At 65.4% G+C, this 22,589-nt stretch carries 21 protein-coding genes and 1 tRNA gene; 11 read left to right on the plus strand and 11 right to left on the minus strand.

What is annotated here, in order from left to right; all coding sequences use genetic code 11:
- Positions 1–52: 52 nt before the first annotated feature.
- Positions 53–1,402, plus strand: a complete 1,350-nt coding sequence (gene pcaB, locus DXH78_RS04860) for a 3-carboxy-cis,cis-muconate cycloisomerase (protein WP_115515999.1) — start codon at positions 53–55, stop codon at positions 1,400–1,402.
- Positions 1,403–1,487: 85 nt separating this feature from the next.
- On the opposite strand, the gene DXH78_RS04865 is transcribed toward pcaB, so the two are convergent.
- From DXH78_RS04865 to hemC, 9 genes are all read right to left on the minus strand, one after another.
- Entirely contained in the window at positions 1,488–2,756 is a 1,269-nt protein-coding gene (locus tag DXH78_RS04865; RefSeq protein ID WP_168192707.1) for an MFS transporter, read from the minus strand.
- A 72-nt stretch (positions 2,757–2,828) separates the two neighbouring features.
- Complete coding sequence (locus DXH78_RS20195; RefSeq protein ID WP_283805605.1) at positions 2,829–2,963, minus strand: hypothetical protein; 135 nt, start codon at positions 2,961–2,963, stop codon at positions 2,829–2,831.
- Positions 2,964–3,107: 144 nt separating this feature from the next.
- A complete protein-coding gene (locus DXH78_RS04870) occupies positions 3,108–3,824 on the minus strand; it encodes a hypothetical protein (protein ID WP_115516001.1) in 717 nt (238 codons plus the stop codon).
- A gap of 116 nt (positions 3,825–3,940) precedes the next feature.
- Positions 3,941–4,699 carry a P-loop NTPase family protein gene (locus tag DXH78_RS04875; protein ID WP_115516002.1) on the minus strand — a complete coding sequence of 253 codons (759 nt, stop codon included), beginning with the start codon at positions 4,697–4,699 and terminating at the stop codon, positions 3,941–3,943.
- Positions 4,700–4,902: 203 nt separating this feature from the next.
- Positions 4,903–4,977, minus strand: a tRNA-Thr gene (locus DXH78_RS04880).
- Between the two features lie 154 nt (positions 4,978–5,131).
- Entirely contained in the window at positions 5,132–6,712 is a 1,581-nt protein-coding gene (locus tag DXH78_RS04885) for a heme biosynthesis protein HemY (protein WP_115516003.1), read from the minus strand.
- A gap of 7 nt (positions 6,713–6,719) precedes the next feature.
- Positions 6,720–7,997, minus strand: coding sequence for a COG4223 family protein (locus DXH78_RS04890; RefSeq protein WP_115516004.1), 1,278 nt, complete (start codon positions 7,995–7,997; stop codon positions 6,720–6,722).
- Positions 7,998–8,071: 74 nt separating this feature from the next.
- Positions 8,072–8,776 carry a uroporphyrinogen-III synthase gene (locus DXH78_RS04895; protein WP_168192708.1) on the minus strand — a complete coding sequence of 235 codons (705 nt, stop codon included), beginning with the start codon at positions 8,774–8,776 and terminating at the stop codon, positions 8,072–8,074.
- 31 nt (positions 8,777–8,807) lie between these two features.
- The gene (hemC, locus tag DXH78_RS04900) at positions 8,808–9,734 is read right to left on the minus strand and encodes a hydroxymethylbilane synthase (RefSeq protein ID WP_115516006.1); all 927 of its coding nucleotides are present in this window, start codon (positions 9,732–9,734) and stop codon (positions 8,808–8,810) included.
- A gap of 186 nt (positions 9,735–9,920) precedes the next feature.
- Here hemC and tsaD point away from each other — a divergent pair, with 186 nt between their 5' ends.
- From tsaD to purH, 9 genes are all read left to right on the plus strand, one after another.
- The gene (gene tsaD, locus DXH78_RS04905) at positions 9,921–10,994 is read left to right on the plus strand and encodes a tRNA (adenosine(37)-N6)-threonylcarbamoyltransferase complex transferase subunit TsaD (protein ID WP_115516007.1); all 1,074 of its coding nucleotides are present in this window, start codon (positions 9,921–9,923) and stop codon (positions 10,992–10,994) included.
- 27 nt (positions 10,995–11,021) lie between these two features.
- On the plus strand, positions 11,022–11,996 hold the full coding sequence (locus DXH78_RS04910) for an NAD(P)H-dependent glycerol-3-phosphate dehydrogenase (RefSeq protein ID WP_115516008.1): 975 nt from the start codon (positions 11,022–11,024) through the stop codon (positions 11,994–11,996).
- 1 nt (position 11,997) lies between these two features.
- Positions 11,998–12,414: an EVE domain-containing protein gene (locus DXH78_RS04915; RefSeq protein WP_115516009.1), complete on the plus strand. Its 417-nt coding sequence runs from the start codon at positions 11,998–12,000 to the stop codon at positions 12,412–12,414.
- Positions 12,415–12,614: 200 nt separating this feature from the next.
- A complete protein-coding gene (gene acs / locus DXH78_RS04920; protein ID WP_115516010.1) occupies positions 12,615–14,573 on the plus strand; it encodes an acetate--CoA ligase in 1,959 nt (652 codons plus the stop codon).
- Between the two features lie 232 nt (positions 14,574–14,805).
- Positions 14,806–15,357: a L,D-transpeptidase gene (locus DXH78_RS04925; protein ID WP_115517725.1), complete on the plus strand. Its 552-nt coding sequence runs from the start codon at positions 14,806–14,808 to the stop codon at positions 15,355–15,357.
- 10 nt (positions 15,358–15,367) lie between these two features.
- The gene (locus DXH78_RS04930; RefSeq protein WP_115516011.1) at positions 15,368–15,859 is read left to right on the plus strand and encodes a L,D-transpeptidase; all 492 of its coding nucleotides are present in this window, start codon (positions 15,368–15,370) and stop codon (positions 15,857–15,859) included.
- 85 nt (positions 15,860–15,944) lie between these two features.
- Entirely contained in the window at positions 15,945–17,288 is a 1,344-nt protein-coding gene (locus DXH78_RS04935) for an RsmB/NOP family class I SAM-dependent RNA methyltransferase (protein ID WP_115516012.1), read from the plus strand.
- A 119-nt stretch (positions 17,289–17,407) separates the two neighbouring features.
- A complete protein-coding gene (locus DXH78_RS04940) occupies positions 17,408–19,162 on the plus strand; it encodes a heparinase II/III family protein (RefSeq protein WP_115516013.1) in 1,755 nt (584 codons plus the stop codon).
- 217 nt (positions 19,163–19,379) lie between these two features.
- A complete protein-coding gene (purH, locus tag DXH78_RS04945; RefSeq protein ID WP_115516014.1) occupies positions 19,380–20,972 on the plus strand; it encodes a bifunctional phosphoribosylaminoimidazolecarboxamide formyltransferase/IMP cyclohydrolase in 1,593 nt (530 codons plus the stop codon).
- 25 nt (positions 20,973–20,997) lie between these two features.
- Here purH and DXH78_RS04950 read toward each other — a convergent pair whose 3' ends face one another.
- Complete coding sequence (locus tag DXH78_RS04950; RefSeq protein ID WP_115516015.1) at positions 20,998–21,795, minus strand: SDR family oxidoreductase; 798 nt, start codon at positions 21,793–21,795, stop codon at positions 20,998–21,000.
- Positions 21,792–22,151, minus strand: coding sequence for a nuclear transport factor 2 family protein (locus DXH78_RS04955; RefSeq protein ID WP_115516016.1), 360 nt, complete (start codon positions 22,149–22,151; stop codon positions 21,792–21,794). Before DXH78_RS04955 ends, DXH78_RS04950 begins: the two co-directional genes overlap by 4 nt.
- Positions 22,152–22,206: 55 nt before the next feature.
- On the opposite strand from DXH78_RS04955, the gene DXH78_RS04960 reads away from it, so the two are divergent.
- Positions 22,207–22,584, plus strand: coding sequence for a winged helix-turn-helix transcriptional regulator (locus DXH78_RS04960; protein ID WP_115516017.1), 378 nt, complete (start codon positions 22,207–22,209; stop codon positions 22,582–22,584).
- Positions 22,585–22,589: the final 5 nt, after the last annotated feature.

The raw sequence follows: 22,589 nt of genomic DNA on the forward strand, positions 1-22,589 counted from the left end.
CCCGCCCGGCTGGCCCTGTGGTATGGCCCGGTTAAAGCCCAGGGAGCCCTCGATGCCGTCGACCTATCTCGATTCCGCGGTGTTCCGCGACGTCTTCACAACGCCGGCGATGCGCCAGGTGTGGTCGGACGAGAATCGCACCCAGAAGTACCTGGATTTCGAGCGGGCCCTGGCGGTGGCGCAGGGGCGGCTGAAGATCATCCCGCAGGACGCCGCCGACGAGATCGCCCGCCATTGCGTGCTGGCCGAAATCGACATGGCCAAGCTCAAAGAGGCCACCGAGCGCGTCGGCACGCCGGTGATGCCGGTGGTCCAGCAACTGGTGAAGCTGTGCAACGGCAAGCTTGGCGAATGGGTTCACTGGGGCGCCACCACACAGGACGTGATGGACACTGCGACCGTGCTGCAGATCGCCGAGTCGCTCGACCTGATCGGCGCCGAACTCGACGGCATCTGCGACGGTCTCGCCGCGCTGGCGAAAAAATATCGCGACACGCCGATGGCCGGCCGCTCCTATCTGCAGCAGGCGGTGCCGATCACCTTCGGCTACAAGATGGCGACCGTGCTCGCCGGTTTCGAGCGTCACCGCGAGCGCTTGAAGCAACTCAAGGCGCGCGTGCTGGTTGGCGAATTCGGCGGTGCCGCCGGCACCTTGTCCTCGCTCGGCAAAGACGGCTTGACGTGCCAGGCCGAGCTGATGAAGGAACTCAAGCTCGCGCCGCCGGCCATCTCCTGGCACACGGTGCGCGACACGATCGCCGAAGCCGGCACGTTCCTCGCGCTAGTCACCGGCCTATGCGGCAAGATCGCACTCGATGTGAAGCTTCTGATGCAAACCGAAATCGAGGAGGTCTATGAGCCGTCGGCACCGGGCCGCGGCTCGTCATCGACCATGCCGCAGAAGCGCAATCCCGTTTCGTCGGTCTTCATCTCGGCGCAGAATGCCATCGTCAAGCAGCACGCTGGCGCGTTGTTGGAGTCCATGGTCCAGGACCATGAGCGCAGCGCCGGCCCGTGGCAGATCGAATGGATCGTGCTGCCGGAAATCTTCATGTTGGCGGCCGGCGCGCTGGCGCAGACGCGCTTCCTCGTCGAAGGCCTGCAGATCAACGACAAGAACATGACCGACAATCTGACGATCACCAACGGTCTCATCATGTCGGAAGCGGTGATGATGAAGCTCGGCGACCGCATGGGCCGCGACCATGCGCATCATCATGTCGCGGCGATCGGCCGCGAGGCCGCCAAATCGGGACGGCCGCTGATCGAGCTGCTCGCCGAGGACAAGGAGATCGCGCAATACGCAACCCGTCAGGATCTCGAGGCGATGATGAGACCCGCCAACTATCTGGGCGTCGCCGGCGAGATGGTCGACCGGGTGCTGGCGATGCGCAAGTCCTGATCCTCATAGTGAGGAGCGCCGTGCAAGCGGCGCGTCTCGAACCATGAGGCCTCATCCTTCGAGACGCACGCCTTCGGCGTGCTCCTCAGGATGAGGAGGGCATCGTCCGCCCGATCAGCGAGGCGACGATGAAAGTCGCGACGCCGATGCCCGCGAACAGCATCGGCAAGGTCGCGCCGAGATGCTGCAACAACGCCACCAGCACCGTGCCGCCGGTCATGAAGGCGGCGTTGAGCACGTTGACCGCGGCGACCGTGCGCGCGCGATAATCCTTGTCCGACCAGGCTTGCACCGCGGCAAAAGCCGGCACGATGAACAGACCGCCGGCGATCGCGAGACCGGCGAGATCGATAGCAACGCGAATGCCGAGCGCGGTTGAAAACACTTGCGCCGGCGTCTGGCCCGCCGATGAGGCGATTTCGCCGAAGGTGGCGAGGCCGAGATCGCAGGCAAAGACGCCGAGCAGCAGCGCGCCGAAGAAGGTGATGCGCAACACGATGCGGCCGCGCGCCAGCATGGCGGCGAGCCCCGAACCGATCCCGACCGCGACCGAGAACAGCGCGAGATAAGCGGTGACGGTGTCCTCGTTGCCGCCGATCAACGTCTTGATCAGCGGCGGCAGCAGCGACAGCACGACGATGCCGACCAGCCAGAACCAGCTCGTCACCAGCGCACCCCACCACAGCCGGGGATCGGCGCGGAGATGGCGCAGCATCGCCACCGTGGAGCGCGCGATGTTGCGGGTAATCGTCAGATGCGGCGCGCCCTCGCCGCTGGGCGGAATGCGCAGCGCCGACAGCCAGCACGACAGCGCAAAGCCGATCACCAGCACGCCGAAAACGCGTGGCCCGCCCTGATGCGCGGCCATGCCGCCGACAATGGTGCCGGTGAGAATGGCGATGAAGGTCGCCCCTTCGATCAGCGCATTGGCCGCCGGCAGTTTTTCGGGCGGCTGATGGTCGGGCAGGATGCCGTATTTGATCGGCCCGAACAGCGCGGCGATGACGCCGAACAGGCCGAGCGCCACGAACATGACGGCGACCGACTTGTGCATGTAGCCGTAAAGCGCGAGCACCGCGACGAAGATCTCAACGAACTTCACCCATTGCGCGACGCGCGCCTTGTCGAAGCGGTCGGCGAGTTCGCCGCCGAGACCGGACAGGAAAAAATAGGGTGCAATGAACACGGCGCCGGCGAGCGTGATCAGCACCTCGGCCTCGCCCGGCGTCACATCGGCGCCGAACAGGATGAGGAAGACCAGCGAGGTCTTAAGGAAGTTGTCGTTGAACGCGGCGAAGAACTGGCACCAGAACAACGGTGCAAACCGGCGCGACAAAAGGAGCGGCGTGGCCATGCCGCTCCTTAGCATGGCGCCCGGCACAGAGCGCTGGATTTACATCAGGCGCTCACAGGCAATGTAAGGGATTTATACGCGGGCGCGGCCCAGCCGGCGGCGGCGCTTCGGCTCGGCAGGCTGCAAGTCGCGGTTCTGCACAATCAACGCGGCGGTGCCGCAGGCAAGAGCGATGGCGAGCGCGATCGTGAACAAATTGATCCACATGGTCTGGCCTCCTTCGCTGGCGCGGGACTGACCGCGCTTATTCCGAAAAACCGGCGGACTAAAACGCAGAACGGGCTCATTCGTTCCCGTCTCGAGCTACCCTCATGGAATCACGTGGAAAATTCTAGCCGCTCCGACCTGTCGTCACAACCGCAGGGACGATTGCAGTTCCCCGAGCAAGACGCGCAGGTCGAGTTCGCGCAATTCGAGATAAGATTTCCGCAACCAGCGCTGCAACTCGATATGCGCCTCGATCGGAATATGCCGCGCGTTGGCGAGATTGTCCTCGGCGAACGAGAACGGCGGCGTCTCGACGAATTTGCGCAGGCCCGGCGCCAAGGCCGGCAGGCGCAGGATGGCGCCGCTACGGCCCGCGGTCGGAAAACGGTCGCGATGCTGCGTCGGCCCCAGCATTTCGTTATGGACCGGCGTCAGCGCCGCGCTCGGAAAGCGCGCGCGCAAACTGCGATAGGCGTCGCCCGCGGCCTTGTCGGATGAAATGACGAACAGGATGACCGGCGCAATCGCGCGCTTGCGCGCTTCTTCGGCAAAGCCGATGCGATAGGCGATGTCAAAGAAGGCCTGAAACGATTCAGCGCCGACATCAACGATCTTGCTGCCGCCGTCCTCGCCGACCAGTTTGTCGAACAGCGCCATCTGGCCCTGCACGCCGCCGATCTCCGCCGCGACCGTGTCGTCGGGCGCGAATTGCCGAAGCGTCTGCTCGCCATGACCGAGATCGAAAGCGCGAGCGCTGCGGCCCTCGTGCTTCTGATAATCGATCAGCACGCGGGACAGCAGCGTCTTGCCGACACGCGGCCGCGGCGAAGCGACGATGTAGACGGAGTGGCGGAACGACATCGTCTTTAAAGCCAACTGACGAACGCGGATAGTCTACGTCCAATAGAGATAAACGGCGCTGTCGTCGAGACAAGCGCCGTTCGCAAAGCGGATTCGCGTGGTAAGCCGGAAAGGTGCTAGCCGGCGACCTGACGGACGTTGCTTTCCGCCTTCGGCGACAGCAGATCGACGAGCTTGACCTTGTCGTATTCGGCCCAGACCTGACCGAGCCAGTGGCGCACATAACCGCGCAGCACGAACGAGTAATTGGCGGCCTCGCCCTTGCCCGACTTGTTGGCGACGAACTGGACGTAGGGCACGCTGGCCACCTCGACCTGCTCGGTCGCCATCTCGTTGAGCTTCGGGATGGTGATTTCCTGGGCGTTCTTGATCTGGTTGAAATACGAATTGTAGGTCGCCGGATCCCAGTCGAAGAACGAGGTGTCGTTGATGTGGTTCTTGACCAGGAAGTAGCTGGCGTCGCCGACGAAGCGCGCGGTCTCGGCAATCTCCTGCAGCGAGGCAATCGACGGTCCGAGAATGTGGAACACCGCGAAGGTGATCTGGCCCTTCTTGGCGGATTCGAGGAAGCCGATGTCGCTCAGCGCCTGCAGCGTCGACGACAGAAGGCCGGCGCGGATGTCGATCACCGTGACCTGCGCCGGCGTCGAGCCCAGCGTGTCGAAAATCTTCATCTGGTCGGCGACCGAATTCACATCGACGATTTCGGTGTGATCGGGATGGAACCGGGCCAGCGTGCCGCGCGGCGTCTCGGTGTCGAAGGCGCGCGTCGGGACGTGGTGCGCGCCGAAATAGTCGAGCAGCGTGCGGGAGACGGTGGTCTTGCCGACTCCGCCTTTGTCGGCGCCCACGATAACGACGGCTGGTTTTGCCATTTGGTCACTCTAGAAGCCAATTGCGACAGTCATGGTGTCGCGCCACCGCCAACATACGCCCCGGCTATTGGATCGTGAAGCTGCCCGGAATCCGATTCACTGGCAAGATTGAAAGCTATTCCCGACGAAACGCCGGGATTTTGGGCATTTCGGGGAGCCGGCCGGTGGAGCGCTTGTAACCGGATTGCCGCAAGGCCAGGCGCTGGTGCCGATGGAGGGATTCGAACCCCCGACCACCCGCTTACGAAGCGGATGCTCTACCACTGAGCTACATCGGCGCCGTGGCGATTAAAGGCCAAAGGCGAGGCCTTCAGTATCTGCTCAAACCTTGCAGGAAACATGAACCTCGCGGCGCCTTACTATCGGCGCAGCCCGGGCTTGGCAAGCACAGGCCGGGCCGAAACCCGGCACCGGCAGGTCCGGGTGGGGCGATCAGCGGAACAGCTGTTTCAGGCGCGACCAGCCATCGGCGGGCGAGGTCTTTTCGGTCAGCGGATCGGGGTCGAGGCCGGAATCGGGGCCTGGATCGTCGGGAACCTGGACCAGCGGGATCACCGGTTCGGCCAGCACGGGCTTGGCCACCGGCTTCGACACCGGCGGGGCCATCGGCGGGGCCGGCGATTCGTCAGGGCCGGCCGCCGCGATCTCGATCGGCGGAGAATGTTCGACGACCGGCTTGAAGTCCGGCAAAGGCGGCGGCGGCGCGTCGACCACCGGATGGGTCATGCCGATCTCGGCCAGCGGCACGCGCCACTCATAGCCGTCGAGGCGGCCACGCGGCGATACCGGCAGCCAGCGGTCCGACACCACGCCATCGGCGGTCCAGACCGGATCGGGCGCCGCGCGCATGGCGCGGCCGAGCCACTCGCGCACGCGGCCTTCGTCGCCGTGCTCAGTTTCCTCGATCTCCGCCATTAGCGTGGCGGTGCGCCTGGATGGCGCGTTGACATAGAGCGCCAGCGCCTCGCGCGCCACCTTGAACTCGCGCGCATCGATGGCGGCGCGGGCGACCGCGATGGCGCTTTCGCGAATGCTGGCCGGATCCTCCGGCGATTTCTCGGCAAGCGACTGCATACGGGTGAGCCGCGCCCGCGCGGTGTCGCCGGGCCGCAGGTCCGCATAGGCGTCGGCAATATCCGGGTGCGGATTGAGACGCCACGCCGCGATCAGCACTTTGCCGGCGCGGCGCGGATCGCCGGCTTCGGCCAGACGGCGGCCGGCGAGCGCCGCGGCGGGCACCAGCCCCGGCGCCAGCTTGACGGCATCGAGCGCGGCAAGCCGCGACGCATCGCGATCCTTGTCCTCGAGCGCCAGCGCCTGCGCCGTCAGCAGCACCGCGCGCTTGCGGCGGTAATCGTCCTTCTCCAGCGACGAACGCATGGCGTCGAGCGACTTGAGCGCGGCGCTCCAGTCACCTTGCGCGCAGCGATCGTCGAGCATTGCCTGTCCGGCCCAGGCCAAAGCCGGATCGGCCTCGGCCGCCTGTTCGGCAACGCGGCGCGCGGTGACGGCATCGTTGCGGCGCTGCGCCTCGATATAGAGACCACGCAGGCCGAGCAGTTTCGTATTGTCGTGCCGCGTCATCTCATGGAAGGCGCGCTCGGCGCCGATACGATCGCCGGCAAGCTGCGCCGACTGCGCGGTGAGCAACAATGTCAGCGGATCGCCCGGCGACAAACGCGCGGCTTCATCAGCGGAGCGGCGCGCAAGGCGTGCGTCACCGGAGCCGATGGCGACGAGACCGCGCGAAATCGCGAGATAACCCTTCATGGCGCGGCGATGACGGAAGAACAGCGATACCTGTTCCGGCGAGCGCCAGATGGCGCGCGCCAGCGACCAGAACATCACGCCGATGACAATCAGCGCCGCGACCGCGAGCAGCAGCACCATCACCGATGTTTCGACGTGATAGCCGAGCCAGGTGACGACCACGTCGCCGGGACGGTCCGCGAGCCAGACGAAACCGGCGGCGATCAGTGCGACGGTGATGAGAAAGAGGACGACCTGGATCATGCCGTCCTCACTTCGAACCGAGAGCGCGCGTCGTGCCGGTCGCGAAATCACGCGCGGCGTCCAGGGCCTTTTGCCGCGCCGTGGCGCGCGTCACCCAATTGGCGGCGACCTGCCGGCCCGCTTCCGGCAGCGTACCGATATCGTTGAGAGCCGCGGCAATATTGTCCTGCGCGGCATTCTGCTCGATGCGCGCCAGCACCGCTGATGCATCGGTTCCCGCCGGCGCATTCGCCGGGCGCACCCGCACCAGATTTTCGGCGTTGGCCTGCAGTCGCTCGAGGAAGCCGCCGTTCGGCGGCGAGCCAGCGACTTTCTTCATCTGCGGCAACAGATCAATCAACTCCTTGGCCAGCGTCTTTGCATTCGGCACACCGGAAGCCGCGAAAGGCCATAGCGGCGCCAATACCTTTTCATCAGCGCCGAGCGATTTTGATTGCGCCAGTTCTTCCGCAAACGGCACGCCGCGCAGCACGGCGTCACGCACCGCCGCCGCACTCAAGGCCAGCCGCGCCGCGCGATCGGATTCGGTGGCTTTCGCCAATTCGGCGCGCGCCGTCTTCGATTGCTCTTCCAGCGCGGTGAGCCGCTGCTGCAATGACGACAGATCAGCGGACGACGCCGATGCGCCGGCCGCCGCAGCTTTCGAAACATCCAGCACATTGCTGCGCAAATCGGCGGCAGCCCTCTCGGCGGCTTCGGCGCGGGTCTGTGCATCGCGCACGGTGGTGGAAAGTTCGTCATAGCGGCGGTTGAGCGCCGTGAGCGCCACGCCGAGCGATTTCATCGCATTGTCGTCGGCCGGCGCCGACGGCAGCTTGGCAACACTGTCTTCGACTTTGGCGATGCGCGCGGCAAGGGCATCGCTCGCGCCGGCATTCGTCGCCGGAGCTGCCGGCCGGTTCTGCAACTGCTTGAGCTGTGCTTCGAGCGAGGCGATGCGCGGGTCAGGCGTCGCGGCGCCATTGCCCGCGAACAAACCGGCGGACCAACCGATCGCTATCACGATTGCAGCGGCAGCGGCTCCGGCCGCGCCGCCCAGGACAAGCGGCCTGACCTTACCATCGCGCTCGACAACCGGCGGCGCGTCGCCCGCCGATGGGGAACCCGGCAATACCGCGTCCGGCGGTGTCGCTTCGTCGGCAGGCGGCGGCACGGTCTCTGCTTCTGCGACCACCTCGTCCGGTCCCGCCGCGGGCGGTATTTCCTTCGCCTCGAGATCGATGGTCGGCGCGGCGCGCTTGCGGCGGCCGGCGGATTTGTCAGGCGTGGGATTCCGGTCGTTCATGTTGTGCGAATCCTAGCGATTTGAAGCCCTGACCGCAGCAATTAAAACCGCGAAGATGACGAAACCATAAAGCGTCAGGTCTCGATAAGCGCCATCATCGACGGTTCATCGGGCCTTTTCGCGACAGCCACATTGCGCGCACCGGCCTGGATGAGAACTTCCGCGATCGGGCCCGACAGACACAATTGCCGCAATCGCAGGGCTTGGGTAGCAACGCCGGCCGCTTTGGCGCCGGCGACGAACTGCTCGGCGCTACGTCGCGAATAGTGCAGCACGGTTTCGACCGCACCGCTTTGCAACGCACCGATCAGTTCCGCTGTAAACGATACCGGTGCGGCGCGATAGATGACCGCCAGTTCGGCGGCAACGCCGTGCATGGCAAGATCGCCGATCAAGTCACCGCTGCGATCCTCGCCGGCAAGATAAAGGAGCGGCGCGCGCGCATCGGGACGCCGTTCGACGATCAGCCGCACCAGATCGTCCATATCGCCGCCAGCGACATGGATGTCGGTAAACCCGGCGGCTTGCGCCGCTTCGGCGCTGCGCTTGCCGACGGCATAGAGCGGCAACGCCGTCAGCGCGGCGCGCGCCGCATGATCGGCAATGGCCGCCACCGCGTTGGCACTGGTGATGACGACGGCGCCGTAGGTCTGATTGAGCTTCAACGGCACATGCTCGACGCGGAGCAGCGGCGCCACCACGACGATATGGCCGCGCTCGCGCAACGCTGCCGCCGTGCGTTCGCCATCGTCCTGCGGCCGCGTCACCACAATACGCATCGTTACCCCTCGCGCCGGTTTGTGCCGGCCATCAATCGAAGAAGTCCGGTCCGCCAATCTTCTTGAGTTCGCGGCCCGCCTCGTCGCCGATCCTGACGGCATCGCGAATATGACCGTTACCGGCGATATCATGCGCGGCGCTGCCATCGGGCCGCGCGATCAGGCCGCGGAAGTGCAGCGTATCGCCGGACAACGTCGCATGACCGGCAAGCGGTGTCTTGCACGAGCCATCGAGCGCGGTGAGAAAAGCGCGTTCGCAGGCGACCGCGATGAAAGTCGGCGCGTGATTGATCTGCGCCACGAATTGCCGCGTGCGGTTGTCGTCGCCGCGTGTTTCGATGCCGATCGCGCCTTGCGCCACCGCCGGCACGAACGTCTCGACTGGCATAATATGAGTCGCGTGCTGCGCCAGCCCGAGCCGATTGAGGCCGGCGATGGCGAGCAATGTGGCATCGACCTCGCCGGATTCCAGTTTGCGCAGCCGGGTCTGCACATTGCCGCGCAAGGGCGAGACGACGAGATCGGGCCGCGCTTTCTTGACCAACGCCTGCCGGCGCAGCGAAGCCGTGCCGAGATGCGCGCCGTGCGGCAGGTCGGCCAGTGACTTCGCCTTGAGGCTGATGAAGGCGTCGCGCGGGTCCTCGCGTTCGAGACAGGCCGCCAGCAAGAGACCCGGCTGCGAAATAGTTGGCATGTCTTTCGCCGAATGCACCGCCAGGTCGATCCGGCTGGAGAGCAGCGCCTCCTCGATTTCCTTGGTGAACAGGCCTTTGCCACCGACCTCGGACAAAGGCCGGTCCTGGATGGCGTCGCCGGTCGTCTTGATGACGACGATCTCGAACGCTGTTTCCGGCGCGCCGGTGACCCGCGCCAGCAAGGCGCGCACAAGATTGGCCTGGGCCAGCGCCAGCGGTGAGCCGCGCGTGCCGAGGCGGAGAAGGGGGGCCGATTGCGCCATATGTCCTCGCGGTGCTAGGCGGTCCTTGTAGTGCAGGCTTTGGGGAATTGGGAGAGTGCGCTCTCCGTCATTCCGGGGCGCGGCCGAAGGCCGCGAGCCCGGAATCCATAACCCCGGCGCTGCGGAGTATGGATTCCGGGCCCGCCACTTTTGTGGCGTCCCGGAATGACAAAAAGTGGAATCACCATGCTCGTTCTCGGTATCGAGACGACCTGCGACGAAACCGCGGCGGCCGTGGTCGAGCGCAAGGCCGACGGCACCGGGCATATTCTGTCCAATGTGGTGCTGAGCCAGGTCGATGAGCACGCCGTGTTCGGCGGCGTGGTGCCGGAGATCGCCGCGCGCGCCCATGTCGAGGCCATCGACGTCATCATCGACGAGGCTATGCGCGAGGCCGGCACCACCTATGACGACCTCGACGGAATCGCGGCGGCCGCCGGGCCGGGACTGATCGGCGGCGTTATCGTCGGCCTCACCACCGCCAAGGCCATCGCGCTGGTCAAGAAGGTGCCGCTCATCGCCATCAATCACCTTGAGGCGCACGCACTGACCGCGCGGCTTACCGACAACACGGCGTTCCCTTATCTTCTGTTCCTCGCCTCCGGCGGCCACACCCAGCTCGTCGCCGTGCTCGGCGTCGGCGAGTATGTGCGGCTCGGCACCACGCAGGACGACGCCATCGGCGAAGCTTTCGACAAGACCGCCAAGTTGCTCGGCCTCGGCTACCCCGGCGGGCCGCAGGTCGAACGGCAGGCCTTCAGCGGCAATAAAACGCGCTTTGCCCTGCCGCGGCCCATGCAGCACCGCAAGGATGCGGATTTCTCGTTCTCCGGTCTCAAGACGGCCTTGCGGCTGGAAGCCGAGCGTGTTGCGCCTTTATCGCCGCAGGATATCGCCGACCTGTGCGCCTCGTTTCAGGAAGCCGTGGTGGACGTGGTGCATGATCGCCTGCGCTCCGGCCTCAAGCTGTTCCGCGCACGCTTCGGCGAGCCGGCCGCGCTAGTCGCCGCCGGCGGGGTCGCCGCCAATCAGGCAGTTCGCGGTGCGCTGACCCGCGTCGCCATGGAAACCGGCACGCCGCTCGCGGTGCCGCCTTTGAAGCTATGTACCGACAACGGCGCCATGATCGCCTGGGCCGGGATCGAGCGCCTCGCCCTCGGCCTCACCGATACGATGGCATTCGCGCCCCGCGCGCGCTGGCCGCTCGATGCCGGTGCCGCGGCGCAAGGTGCGCTGACGCGTACAGCCGCGTATAAGTAGCCTCCCGATCTTGCCGGAAGTCCTTGCATGACCATTCAACGCATCGCGGTTCTCGGAGGCGGCGCCTGGGGCACCGCGCTGGCACAGACCGCCGCGCGCGCCGGACGCGACGTGACCTTGTGGGAGTTCGACGCCGGCCATGCCGAGCATCTCAGCCAGCAGCGCGAAAGCCGCTTTCTGCCCGGCGTGAAGCTGGAGGCCGCGATCAAGGTGACGCGCGCGCTCGGCGAAGCGGCGCAGAACGACGCTATTTTATTGGTCGTACCGGCGCAGGCGCTACGTTCCGTGGTGACGCAACTGACGCAGACCATGAAACCCGGCACGCCGCTGATTGCCTGCGCCAAGGGCATCGAGCACGGCACGCACAAATTCATGACCGAGATCATCGCCGAATGCACGGACAGCGCCGTGCCGGCGATCTTGTCGGGGCCGAGCTTTGCCGCCGACGTGGCGCGCGGCCTGCCGACCGCCGTCACCATCGCGGCGGCGGACTCGCTGGTCGCCGAAAAGCTGGCGCATGCGCTCAATTCCGGCAGTTTCCGGCCCTATCACTCGACCGATATTCGCGGCGTCGAAATTGGCGGCGCGGTGAAGAACGTGCTGGCGATCGCCTCCGGCATCGTCAATGGACGCGGGCTTGGCGCCAGCGCCTCGGCCGCGCTGACGACGCGCGGCTTTGCCGAAATGGTGCGCTTTGGCCGCGCCCTCGGCGCCCGGCCCGAGACGCTGACCGGACTGTCGGGCCTCGGCGATCTCATTCTGACCTGCTCGTCGCCGCAGTCGCGCAATTTCTCCTATGGCGCCGCGCTCGGCCGCGGCGAAGTGCCGAGCGGCAAGCTCGCCGAGGGCGCCTTCACCGCGCCGGTGCTGCTGGAAATGGCGCGCGACAAGAATATCGACATGCCGATTTCGGCCGCGGTCGCTGCCGTGCTGGCTAATGAGCACAGCGTCGATGAGGCGATCGCCGCGCTGCTGTCGCGGCCGATCAAGGCGGAGGAGTAAAATGGCCTACTGGTTGCTTAAATCCGAGCCCGATGCCTGGTCGTGGGACCAGATGGTGAAAGCCGGCGCCAAAGGCACCGCCTGGACCGGCATTCGCAACCACACCGCCAAGCTCAACATGATGAAGATGAAGAAGGGCGACCGCGGCTTCTTCTATCACTCCAATATCGGCAAGGAGATCGTCGGTATCGTCGAGGTCATCAAGGAAGCCTATCCCGATCCGACCGCCAAGGCCGGCGAGCCCTGGGTCTGCGTCGACGTCAAAGCCGTGGAGGCGCTGCCGAGGCCCGTGACTTTGGCCGCCATCAAGGCCGAGCCGAAGCTGGCCGACATCCAGGTGCTCAAGCAATCGCGCCTGTCGCTGCCGGCGATCACCGACGCCGAGTGGAAGCTGGTCCGCAAGATGGGCGGGCTCTGACCCGCGCAGGCCCAGCTAGCGGCCAATACCGTTCCAGGCCGCCGCCACCTTGATATTTCCCAAATGTCGCACACGACGAAAGTTGCAGGCCCGGCGCTTGTGACGGGTTGTGCCCGCGGCGCATAATGGGCGGGAACCATAAGCGCCCCCGGGCTTAAACCGGGGTGCCGCGTCATGCCGCGATACCGGGAGGGAGTGCGATGTCCGACGAGAAGATTTATGACGTGCCGGCCGACTGGAAGGCCAAGGCCTATGTCGATGCCGCGAAGTACGAGGAAATGTACGCGCGTTCGATCAAGGACCCGAACGGTTTCTGGGGCGAACAGGCCTCGCGCATCGACTGGATCAAGAAGCCGACCAAGGTCAAGAACACGACCTACGATCCGCACAACGTCTCGATCAAGTGGTTCGAAGATGGCACGCTGAACGCCTGCTACAACTGCGTCGATCGCCATTTGCCCAAGCGCGCCGGCCAGACCGCGCTGATCTGGGAAGGCGATGATCCGAAGGACGACAAGACGATCACCTATAAGCAGCTGCATGAGCAGGTGCAGGTCTTCGCCAATGTGCTGAAGGCGCGCGGCGTCAAGAAGGGCGACCGCGTCACCATCTACATGCCGATGATCGCCGAGGCGGTGGTTTCGATCCTCGCCTGCGCCCGCATCGGCGCCGTGCATTCGGTGATCTTCGGCGGCTTTTCACCCGACTCCATCGCCGGCCGTCTCGAAGACTGCAAATCGACCGTCATCGTCACCGCCGACGAAGGCCTGCGCGGCGGCCGCAAGGTGCCGCTGAAGGCCAATGTCGACGCCGCCTGCGACAAGGTCGGCGGCGTCAACACCGTGATCGTCGTCAGGCGCACCGGCACCGCGGTTAACATGGAGCCCGGCCGCGATTTTTATTACGACGACCTCGCCCTGACCGTGCCGGCCGAATGCCCCTGCGAGGAGATGAGCGCGGAAGACCCGCTGTTCATCCTCTACACCTCGGGCTCGACCGGCAAACCGAAGGGCGTGCTGCACACCACCGGCGGCTATCTGCTCTACGCGTCGATGACGCACCAATACGTCTTCGACTATCACGACGGCGATGTGTACTGGTGCACCGCCGACGTCGGCTGGGTCACCGGCCATTCCTACATCATCTATGGCCCGCTCTCGAACGGCGCCATCTCGCTGGTGTTCGAAGGCGTGCCGAACTATCCGACCACGTCGCGCTTCTGGGAAGTCTGCGACAAGCACAAGGTCAACATCATCTACACCGCGCCGACCGCAATCCGCGCGCTGATGCAGGGCGGCGAAGGCCCGGTGAAGAAGACGTCGCGCCAGTCGTTGCGCCTGCTCGGTTCGGTCGGCGAGCCGATCAATCCGGAAGCGTGGGAGTGGTACTACCACGTCGTCGGCGACGACCGCTGCCCGATCGTCGATACCTGGTGGCAGACCGAGACCGGCGGCATTCTCATCACGCCGCTGCCCGGCGCGACCAGACTCAAACCCGGTTCGGCAACGCGGCCGTTCTTCGGCGTGGTGCCGGAAATCGTCGATGCCGAAGGCAAGGTGCTCGAAGGCGCCACCAGCGGCAATCTGTGCATTGCCGATTCCTGGCCGGGCCAGATGCGCACGGTCTATGGCGATCACCAGCGTTTCATCGACACCTATTTCAAGACCTATCCGGGCAAGTACTTCACCGGCGACGGCTGCCGCCGCGATGCCGACGGCTATTACTGGATCACCGGCCGCGTCGATGACGTCATCAACGTCTCCGGTCACCGCATGGGCACCGCCGAAGTGGAAAGCGCGCTGGTCGCGCATGCCAAGGTCTCGGAAGCGGCGGTCGTCGGCTATCCGCACGACATCAAGGGCCAGGGCATCTACGCCTATGTCACCTTGATGGCCGGCGAGAAGCCGAGCGAGGAACTGCGCAAGGAGCTGGTGCAGTGGGTGCGCAAGGAGATCGGCCCGTTCGCGGCGCCCGACCTCATCCAGTTCTCGCCCGGCCTGCCGAAGACGCGCTCGGGCAAGATCATGCGCCGCATCCTGCGCAAGATCGCCGAGGACGAATTCGGCAATCTCGGCGACACCACGACGCTCGCCGATCCGGCCGTGGTCGATGACCTCATCAACAACAGGCAGAACAAAAAGGCCGAAGCGGGAGTTTAGGCGCTTCCGCCATCGCTAAGCTGTTATCACCGGGCCGGCGCTAAAGCGCCGTGACCCGGTGATCTCGTTTAGGGACGCACTGCCAACCTAAGCGGAGTAGCCGGATATTCATGAGAGAGGGCAAGTAGAACGCCGAAAGTTCCATCCACGTCATTTACGTTACCGCGAGCTTTCCGCCGACCGGTATCCGCCCCGCCTTATGATCCGCCCATTAATTCCGGGCGGCTGCGGCATGACTCACGTACTCATCAAGCGAACCTTCCTGTTCGTCACCTTCGTTCTCTGCTGGGCGATTTTCGCCGCGGTGGTTGCACATAGTACGCCCTATCCCGGCGCCCCGGGCCCCGGCGAGCGCGGCGTTGTGCCGTTCTCGGGCTTCACACCCGGCACCATCGTCGTGCGAACGAACGAGCGCTATCTGTATCTGGTGCTCGACGAATACCACGCGCTGCGCTTCCCGGTCGGCGTCGGCCGCGAAGGCAAGACCTGGACCGGCAAGGCGCGCATCGAAGGCAAATACGTCAAGCCGGCCTGGGCGCCGCCGGACGAGATCCGCCGCGACAATCCGAATTTGCCCGAGGTGATCGCCGGCGGCGACAAGCGCAATCCGATGGGCGATGCCGCCTTGACCATGCGCGGCGGCGACTATGCCATTCACGGCACCAACAACCCGCGCTCGATCGGCGGCTTCGTCTCCTACGGATGCATCCGCATGTTCAACCGCGACATCCGCGAACTATATCGCATGGTCGATGTCGGCACGCCGGTCGTCGTTGAACAATGATCGTTGCGTCATGAAGTCTCTCAAGGCCATTGCTGGCCTTCTCATACTCTTCGGTTCCCTGTTCGCGGTGCAGCCGGCTTCGGCGCGCGGCGATGTCGTGCAGTTCCGCAGCGCCTATGGTCCCGGCACCATCGTCGTCTCGACCGGCACGCGGCAGCTTTTCTATGTACTCGATGGCGGTCGCGCGATCCGCTACCCGGTCGGCGTCGGCAAGGCCGGTATGGCCTGGCATGGCCGCGCCTATGTCGCCGCCAAGCACATCCGCCCGGCCTGGGCGCGCATACCGGGCCGCACACCAACCTATCCGGGCGGGTCGCCGCAGAATCCGATGGGTGCCGCGGCGATGGGGCTCGATCGCGGCAATTACGCCATCCATGGCACCAACGATCCGTCCTCGATCGGCGGTTACGTCTCCCATGGCTGCATCCGCATGCACAACGCCGACATCATGGACCTGTACCGTCGCACGCCGATCGGCACCGAGGTTCATGTGGTGCAGTGACGAGCGCGGTCGGTAAATACCCGATCCACGCACTTTTTCGTCATTCGCTCGCGCCACCGACACAATTCGTGGCAATAAGGGCGTCATGGCGCGCGCGCGAATCGCCCCCCAAGTTGAAGTCCCCGGTCTGGCCGCCCGGCGCATAGCCACGGACATTGTCGACGGTGTGCTCCGCCGCCGTATCGCGCTCGACGATCAGCTTTCCGGCAAGTCCGCGCATCTCGGCCTTGCCACGCTTGCCGACCGCGACCGCGCGCTGATGCGCCGGCTCGCCGCCACCGTGCTGCGGCGTCTCGGCACCTTGCGCCATCTGGTCGGCGGTTTTCTCGACAAGGGCTTCCCCGCGGACGCACCGCGCACCGAAATCATCCTGCTCGTCGGCGCCGCGCAGATTCTCTGGCTGGATGTGCCGGATCACGCCGCCGTCGATCTGTCGGTTCGTCTGGCGCAGGCCGATCGCCGCGCCGCGCGCTATGCCGGCCTCGTCAATGCCGTGCTGCGCCGCGTGGCGCAGGCGCGCGCCACCTTCGACGCCGCCGATGTGACCCGCGATACACCGGAATGGCTGCTCAAGCGCTGGCGCAAAACCTATGGCGACGACACCGCGCAAGCCATTGCCGCCGCCAACGGCCACGAACCGGCGCTCGATCTCACCGTAAAACAGGATGCGGCAAATTGGGCCGAGCGCCTGCACGGCGAGGTGCTGCCGACCGGAACCGTGCGCACCTCGGCGCAAGGCGCTATTTCGCTGCTGCCCGGCTTCGTCGAAGGCGCATGGTGGGTGCAGGACGCGGCCGCCTCGATCCCGGCACACCTGTTCGGCGCGATTGCGGGCAAGGACGTGTGCGATCTCTGCGCCGCGCCCGGCGGCAAGTCGGCGCAACTCGCCATTGCCGGAGCCAATGTCATCGCGGTCGATCGCTCGCCGGCGCGTATTGCGCGGCTGAAGGAGAATTTCGCGCGCCTCAAGCTCAACGTCGAAACGGTGGCCGCCGACGCACTGGAGTGGCAGCCGGACCGGCGGTTCGATGCCGTGCTGCTCGACGCACCCTGCACCGCGACCGGCACCATCCGCCGCCATCCCGACGTGCCGTGGCTGAAGTCGGAAAACGATCTCGGCATCTTGACGGCGCTGCAAAGCCGGCTGCTCGATCGCGCCGCCAACCTTCTCAAGCCCGGCGGCACGCTGGTCTACTGCACCTGCTCGCTGGAACCGGAAGAAGGCGAAGCGCAGATCGCCGACCTGCTGGCGCGCGACCCGCGCCTGACGCGCGCGCCGATTACCGCCGCCGAGGTGTTCGGCCATGCCGAATTCGTCACCCGGAAGGGCGAGTTGCGGACTCTGCCGCATTACCTGCCCCATGCCGACCCGCGCTGGAGCGGTCTGGACGGCTTTTTCGCCGCCCGCCTGACCCGGAAGCCGGATTAGCCCGGACTTATGCACCGCTGCCCACACCCGCGGCAGCATCATTGGCCCATACCGGACCCTTCCGCTATCCTACGGATTGCACGCGGGAATCGCCGCGTTGCTGGGGACGAATAAAGGCAATGCGGGTTACGCTCGGCGAACGAGCCAGGCTGTCTTTGCTGGTCGGGCGCCGCGCGTTGCGGGGCCTGTCCGGCGCCGTCGGCACGCATCCGCTGCTGCGTTGGCGCTATGGCTCGACCAAAACCGACCGGCTGGTGATTGCGCCGCAAGACCTGCGCACCGCCGACGCCACCCGCGCCGCCGAAATCTATGCCGGACGCTTCGCCTTCGCCGGCAAGGTCGTGATCTGCGACCGGCGTTCGCCCTTCGAGATGATGCCGCCCTCGGAAGAGTGGGCGACGGTGCTGCTCAATTTTTCTTGGCTGCGTCATCTGCGCGCCGCCGATTCGGCCATCACCCGCGCCAATGCGCGCTCGCTGATCGACGAATGGATCAACGCACAGGGAAGCTGGCATCCCGTCGGCTGGCAGCCGGAAATCCTGTCACGCCGCATCATCTGCTGGCTGTGCCATTCGCCCTTCATCCTGCAGGACGCCGATGCGCGCTTCTACCGGCGCTTCATTCGCAGTCTGCAGCGCCAGGTGCGTTACCTGCGCGGCACCGTCAACGATACGCGCGCCGGTCTGCCGCGCTTGCAGGCGCTGATCGCGCTGACATACGCCGCGCTGTGCCTCAATGGCCTGTCCGGCCAGTTGCGACCGTCGGCGCGGCGGCTGATCGACGAATTGCGCGCGCAGGTGCTGCCGGACGGCGGTCACATCAGCCGCAATCCAGGCACGTTGATCGAGATCGTCATCGACCTGTTGCCGCTGCGGCAATTGTTCGCCGCGCGCAATCTGCAATCGCCGCAGGCGATCAACAACGCCATCGACCGCATCATGCCGATGCTGCGCTTCTTCCGGCACCCCGACGGCAATTTCGCGCAATTCAACGGTATGGGACCGACAGCGGTCGATCTGCTGGCCACCGCGCTGGCCTATGACGATGCGCGCGGCGCGCCTTTGTCGAACGCGCCGCATTCCGGCTATCAGCGCATCGACGCCGATGCCACCGTGATCCTGATGGATACCGGCCGGCCACCCCCGGCCGCGCTCTCGACCGAGGCCCATGCCGGCTGCCTGTCGTTCGAGATGTCGTTCCGGCAGCATCGCGTCATCGTCAATTGCGGCCTGCCGTCGATGAACCGCGAGAACTGGCGGCAGGTGGCGCGCGCCACCGCGGCGCATTCCACCGTCACCTTCAACGACACGTCATCGTGCCGGTTTCTCGAATCCAAATCGCTGCGCCGGCTGCTCGGCGGTACGCCGATCGTCTCAGGGCCGCGCAAAGTCACCGCCGAGCGCCACGACGACACCGACGGCGCCACCATCGTTGCGTCGCAGGACGGCTATGCCGGCGAATTCGGCATCGTGCAGACGCGCACCATCAAGGTCAGCGCCGACGGCCGTACCATCGACGGCGAGGACGCATTCACGCCGGCCTACAAGGCGTTCGATCCGCGCAAGGGCGACGAATACGCCGTGCGTTTTCACCTGCATCCCGCGATCAAGGCGAGCCGGCTGTCGGAAGGGCGCGGCGTCATCCTGCTCCTGCCCGACAAGGAAGTATGGACCTTCGCCACCATGGGCGAGACGGTCGAGGTTGAGGAAAGCGTGTATCTCGCCGGCTCCGACGGCCCGCGCCGCGCAGTACAGATTGTCGTCTACGGCCGCGCCCGCGAGGCTCCCAAAGTGCGCTGGACCTTCCGCCACACGCCGCCGGTCGCGCAGGGCGCCCGCCTCGACCGCGCCGAAGAGCCGGAATTGCCGCTCTAACCCTTGCCCCGGACGCGGTGCAGCGCGCAGCGCTTGCGAAGCGATGCGCCGCAGATCCGGGGCCGTCTCGAACGCACCATTTGCAGCGGTCCCGGGTCTGCAGCGCACCACCAAACGGCGCTGCGCAGCGCCCGGGACAGGAAAGACAACCCGGAATGACAGCAAAAAGAAGCTGTGCTAGCCACGGGCCAACATTCCAGAACAAGCAGCGATCCCCATGCCCAGCCACCCGCGCCGCGTCACCCGCGCTTTGCTGTCGGTCTCCGACAAATCCGGTCTCATCGAATTCGCCAAGGCGCTAGGCGGCTTCGGCATCGAACTGGTTTCCACCGGCGGGACCGCCAAAGCGCTGAAGGATGCCGGTCTGCGCGTCGATGACGTTTCCGACTTGACCGGCTTTCCCGAGATGATGGACGGCCGCGTCAAGACGCTGCATCCGAATGTGCATGGTGGCCTGCTCGCCATCCGCAATAACGCCGAGCACGCCGCGGCGATGACGGCGCACAACATCAAGGCGATCGACCTCCTGGTCGTGAACCTCTATCCGTTCGAGGAAACCGTCGCCAAGGGCGCGGACTACGACGACTGCGTCGAGAATATCGACATTGGCGGACCGGCGATGATCCGTGCCGCGGCCAAGAACCATGGCGATGTCGCGGTGGTCGTCGACACGACGGATTACTCCCTGGTGCTCGAAGAGCTCACCCGCCACAGCGGCATGACCACCTACGAGACGCGGCAAAAACTGGCGGCAAAAGCCTATGCCCGCACCGCCGCCTACGACGCAGCAATTTCCAACTGGTTCGCTGCCACGCTGAACAACGACACACCGGATTACCGCGCCTTCGGCGGCCGGCTGGCGCAGTCGCTGCGCTACGGTGAAAATCCGCACCAGACGGCGGCCGTTTATCGCACGCCGAACGTCCGCGCCGGCGTCATGACTGCACGGCAAGTGCAAGGCAAAGAGCTGTCCTACAACAACATCAACGACACCGATGCCGCTTACGAAGCCATTGCCGAATTCGATCCGAAGCGCGCGGCGGCCTGCGTCATCGTCAAGCACGCCAACCCGTGCGGCGTCGCTGAAGGATCCTCGCTGCTCGAGGCGTACAAGAAAGCGCTCGCCTGCGACTCGACCTCGGCCTTCGGCGGCATCGTCGCGCTGAACCGCCCGCTCGATGCGGAAGCCGCCAAAGCCATCACCGAGATCTTCACCGAAGTGATCATCGCACCGAGCGCCAGCGACGAAGCCATCGCCATCGTCGCCGGCAAGAAGAATTTGCGGCTTCTGCTCGCCGGCGGCGTGCCGGACCCGCGCGACAAGGGACTGCTGGTGAAGTCGGTCGCCGGGGGCCTGCTGGTGCAGTCGCGCGACAATGCCGTGGTCGACGATATGGAACTGAAGGTGGTTACCAAACGCGCGCCGACCGCCGCCGAACTGAGCGACCTGCGCTTCGCCTTCCGCGTCGCCAAGCACGTCAAATCGAACACCATCGTCTACGCGAAAGATCTCGCCACCGTCGGCATCGGCGCCGGGCAGATGAGCCGCGTCGATTCGGCGCGCATCGCCGCCCGCAAGGCCGAAGACGCCGCGAAGGAACTGAAGCTGCCGGCGCCGCTGACTAAGGGCTCGGTGGTGGCGTCGGATGCGTTCTTTCCGTTCGCCGACGGCCTGCTGGTCGCGATCGAAGCCGGCGCCACGGCGGTGATCCAGCCCGGCGGTTCAATGCGCGACAACGAAGTGATCGAAGCGGCCGACAAGCATGGCATCGCCATGGTCTTCACCGGCACGCGGCATTTCAAGCACTAGCGCTGCATGCCGGAGTGCATGGTCGTTACACGACCGGCACCGTGCCGCCGTCGATTGCGTATTCAGCACCGTGGATCGATGCAGCGCGATCCGACGCCAGAAAGGCGATGAGCGCGGCCACCTCTTCGGGCCAGGCCGGCCGGCCGATCGGTATGCCGCCAAGCGCATCGAGAATGCTTTGACGCGCCGCCTCTTCGTCGATGCCGCCGGCTTGCGCGATCCGCGACACCATCGCCTCGGCCGCGCTGGTGTAAATCCATCCGGGCGCCACTGACGTCACCCGCACCCCCTTGGGGCCGAGTTCTTTCGACAGCGCCTTCGAGTAGGCGGACAAGGCTGCCTTGGCGGCCGCATAAGCTGTCGTCGATTCGTAAAGCGGCAGCCGGCGCTGGATACTGGAAACATGGATCACCACGCCTGAGCCGCGCGCGATCATTGCCGGCGCCAGCGCGCGATCCAGCCGGACCGCCGCCATCAGATTGAGATTGATCTCCTTCTGCCATGCCTCGTCATCGAGAGCCGCAAAGCCACCGGCCGGCGCTTTCGAGCCACCCAGCATGTGAACGACGATATCGACCTCGGGTACATCGCTGCCGACGACGCCCGCCAGCGTATCGACGCCGGCCGGCGTGCTCAGGTCCGCCGCAACAAACATCGCGGGCAATTCGCGGGACGGCTTCGAACGCGCCGCAGTCACCACGCGCGCGCCGGCGGCCGCGAAGTGACGGACCGTCGCCTCGCCCGCGCCCATGGTGCCGCCGGTGACCAGGACGACCTTGCCGGCGAACTCGTCAGGATCGATCTTGAACGTCTTGCGGGTCATGCACCGACCTTTAGTTCGCGGATGCCGTCCGCGCCGAAGATGAAATTGAAAGTCAGATCGAGTGGGCTGCCGGGAAATGTGCCGGAAACCCTGGCCTTCACCACCGTCTGGCCGTCGGCCTCGGTCGCTGCGAGGGGCGTCATGGTCATGCGATAGTTGGCGACCGTGTGATCGGCCCATGAGGCGATGGCGTCACGGCCACGATGCAACTTGCCTTCGTCGTGAACGGCGCCGGTCTCGGCGAAGGCCGCCACAATCGCTTTAGTGTCATGCGCATTGGTGGCGGCGATGTAGTCTGCGACGGCTTTCGGAAGCAAAACCTCGGACAATGAGACCTTGGGGACGGAATTCTTCATGAAACCTCGGCATGGGACGATTGCGGTGTCCTGGAGGTGGCCTTAATTTGCCGGGATGACAAGAACGCACCTGAAAGTCGGCTACGCACCGCAAAGTAATCCCGCGCACACACCACAGACGGCGGCGCAGGGAATCGAGGCCGCGTTCGGCATGCTCGAAGGCCGCTGGAAAATTCTGATCTTATTTCATCTTTTCAACGGCACTGTGATGCGCTTCTCCGAACTGGAGCGCGCCATTCCCGACGTGTCGCAAAAGATGCTGACTCAGCAACTGCGGCAGCTGGAAAGCGACGGCATTGTCATGCGCGTCGTTCACGCCGAAGTGCCGCCGCGGGTGGAATACCGCTTGACCGAATGGGGCGAGACATTATGCCCGGCGCTGGACTCGCTGCTGGCATGGGCCGAGCGCAAGCCATCGACGGTCAGCGAATAGCGCAG

The sequence above is a fragment of the Undibacter mobilis genome (assembly GCF_003367195.1).
Lineage (GTDB): Bacteria > Pseudomonadota > Alphaproteobacteria > Rhizobiales > Xanthobacteraceae > Pseudolabrys > Pseudolabrys mobilis.

Bases quoted from the DNA above. Each gene is read 5' to 3' on its own strand.
- pcaB (WP_115515999.1), top strand. From the start codon at position 53: ATGCCGTCGACCTATCTCGATTCCGCGGTGTTCCGCGACGTCTTCACA.
- DXH78_RS04865 (WP_168192707.1), bottom strand. From the start codon at position 2,756: ATGGCCACGCCGCTCCTTTTGTCGCGCCGGTTTGCACCGTTGTTCTGG.
- DXH78_RS20195 (WP_283805605.1), bottom strand. From the start codon at position 2,963: ATGTGGATCAATTTGTTCACGATCGCGCTCGCCATCGCTCTTGCCTGC.
- DXH78_RS04870 (WP_115516001.1), bottom strand. From the start codon at position 3,824: ATGTCGTTCCGCCACTCCGTCTACATCGTCGCTTCGCCGCGGCCGCGT.
- DXH78_RS04875 (WP_115516002.1), bottom strand. From the start codon at position 4,699: ATGGCAAAACCAGCCGTCGTTATCGTGGGCGCCGACAAAGGCGGAGTC.
- DXH78_RS04885 (WP_115516003.1), bottom strand. From the start codon at position 6,712: ATGATCCAGGTCGTCCTCTTTCTCATCACCGTCGCACTGATCGCCGCC.
- DXH78_RS04890 (WP_115516004.1), bottom strand. From the start codon at position 7,997: ATGAACGACCGGAATCCCACGCCTGACAAATCCGCCGGCCGCCGCAAG.
- DXH78_RS04895 (WP_168192708.1), bottom strand. From the start codon at position 8,776: ATGCGTATTGTGGTGACGCGGCCGCAGGACGATGGCGAACGCACGGCG.
- hemC (WP_115516006.1), bottom strand. From the start codon at position 9,734: ATGGCGCAATCGGCCCCCCTTCTCCGCCTCGGCACGCGCGGCTCACCG.
- tsaD (WP_115516007.1), top strand. From the start codon at position 9,921: ATGCTCGTTCTCGGTATCGAGACGACCTGCGACGAAACCGCGGCGGCC.
- DXH78_RS04910 (WP_115516008.1), top strand. From the start codon at position 11,022: ATGACCATTCAACGCATCGCGGTTCTCGGAGGCGGCGCCTGGGGCACC.
- DXH78_RS04915 (WP_115516009.1), top strand. From the start codon at position 11,998: ATGGCCTACTGGTTGCTTAAATCCGAGCCCGATGCCTGGTCGTGGGAC.
- acs (WP_115516010.1), top strand. From the start codon at position 12,615: ATGTCCGACGAGAAGATTTATGACGTGCCGGCCGACTGGAAGGCCAAG.
- DXH78_RS04925 (WP_115517725.1), top strand. From the start codon at position 14,806: ATGACTCACGTACTCATCAAGCGAACCTTCCTGTTCGTCACCTTCGTT.
- DXH78_RS04930 (WP_115516011.1), top strand. From the start codon at position 15,368: ATGAAGTCTCTCAAGGCCATTGCTGGCCTTCTCATACTCTTCGGTTCC.
- DXH78_RS04935 (WP_115516012.1), top strand. From the start codon at position 15,945: ATGGCGCGCGCGCGAATCGCCCCCCAAGTTGAAGTCCCCGGTCTGGCC.
- DXH78_RS04940 (WP_115516013.1), top strand. From the start codon at position 17,408: ATGCGGGTTACGCTCGGCGAACGAGCCAGGCTGTCTTTGCTGGTCGGG.
- purH (WP_115516014.1), top strand. From the start codon at position 19,380: ATGCCCAGCCACCCGCGCCGCGTCACCCGCGCTTTGCTGTCGGTCTCC.
- DXH78_RS04950 (WP_115516015.1), bottom strand. From the start codon at position 21,795: ATGACCCGCAAGACGTTCAAGATCGATCCTGACGAGTTCGCCGGCAAG.
- DXH78_RS04955 (WP_115516016.1), bottom strand. From the start codon at position 22,151: ATGAAGAATTCCGTCCCCAAGGTCTCATTGTCCGAGGTTTTGCTTCCG.
- DXH78_RS04960 (WP_115516017.1), top strand. From the start codon at position 22,207: ATGACAAGAACGCACCTGAAAGTCGGCTACGCACCGCAAAGTAATCCC.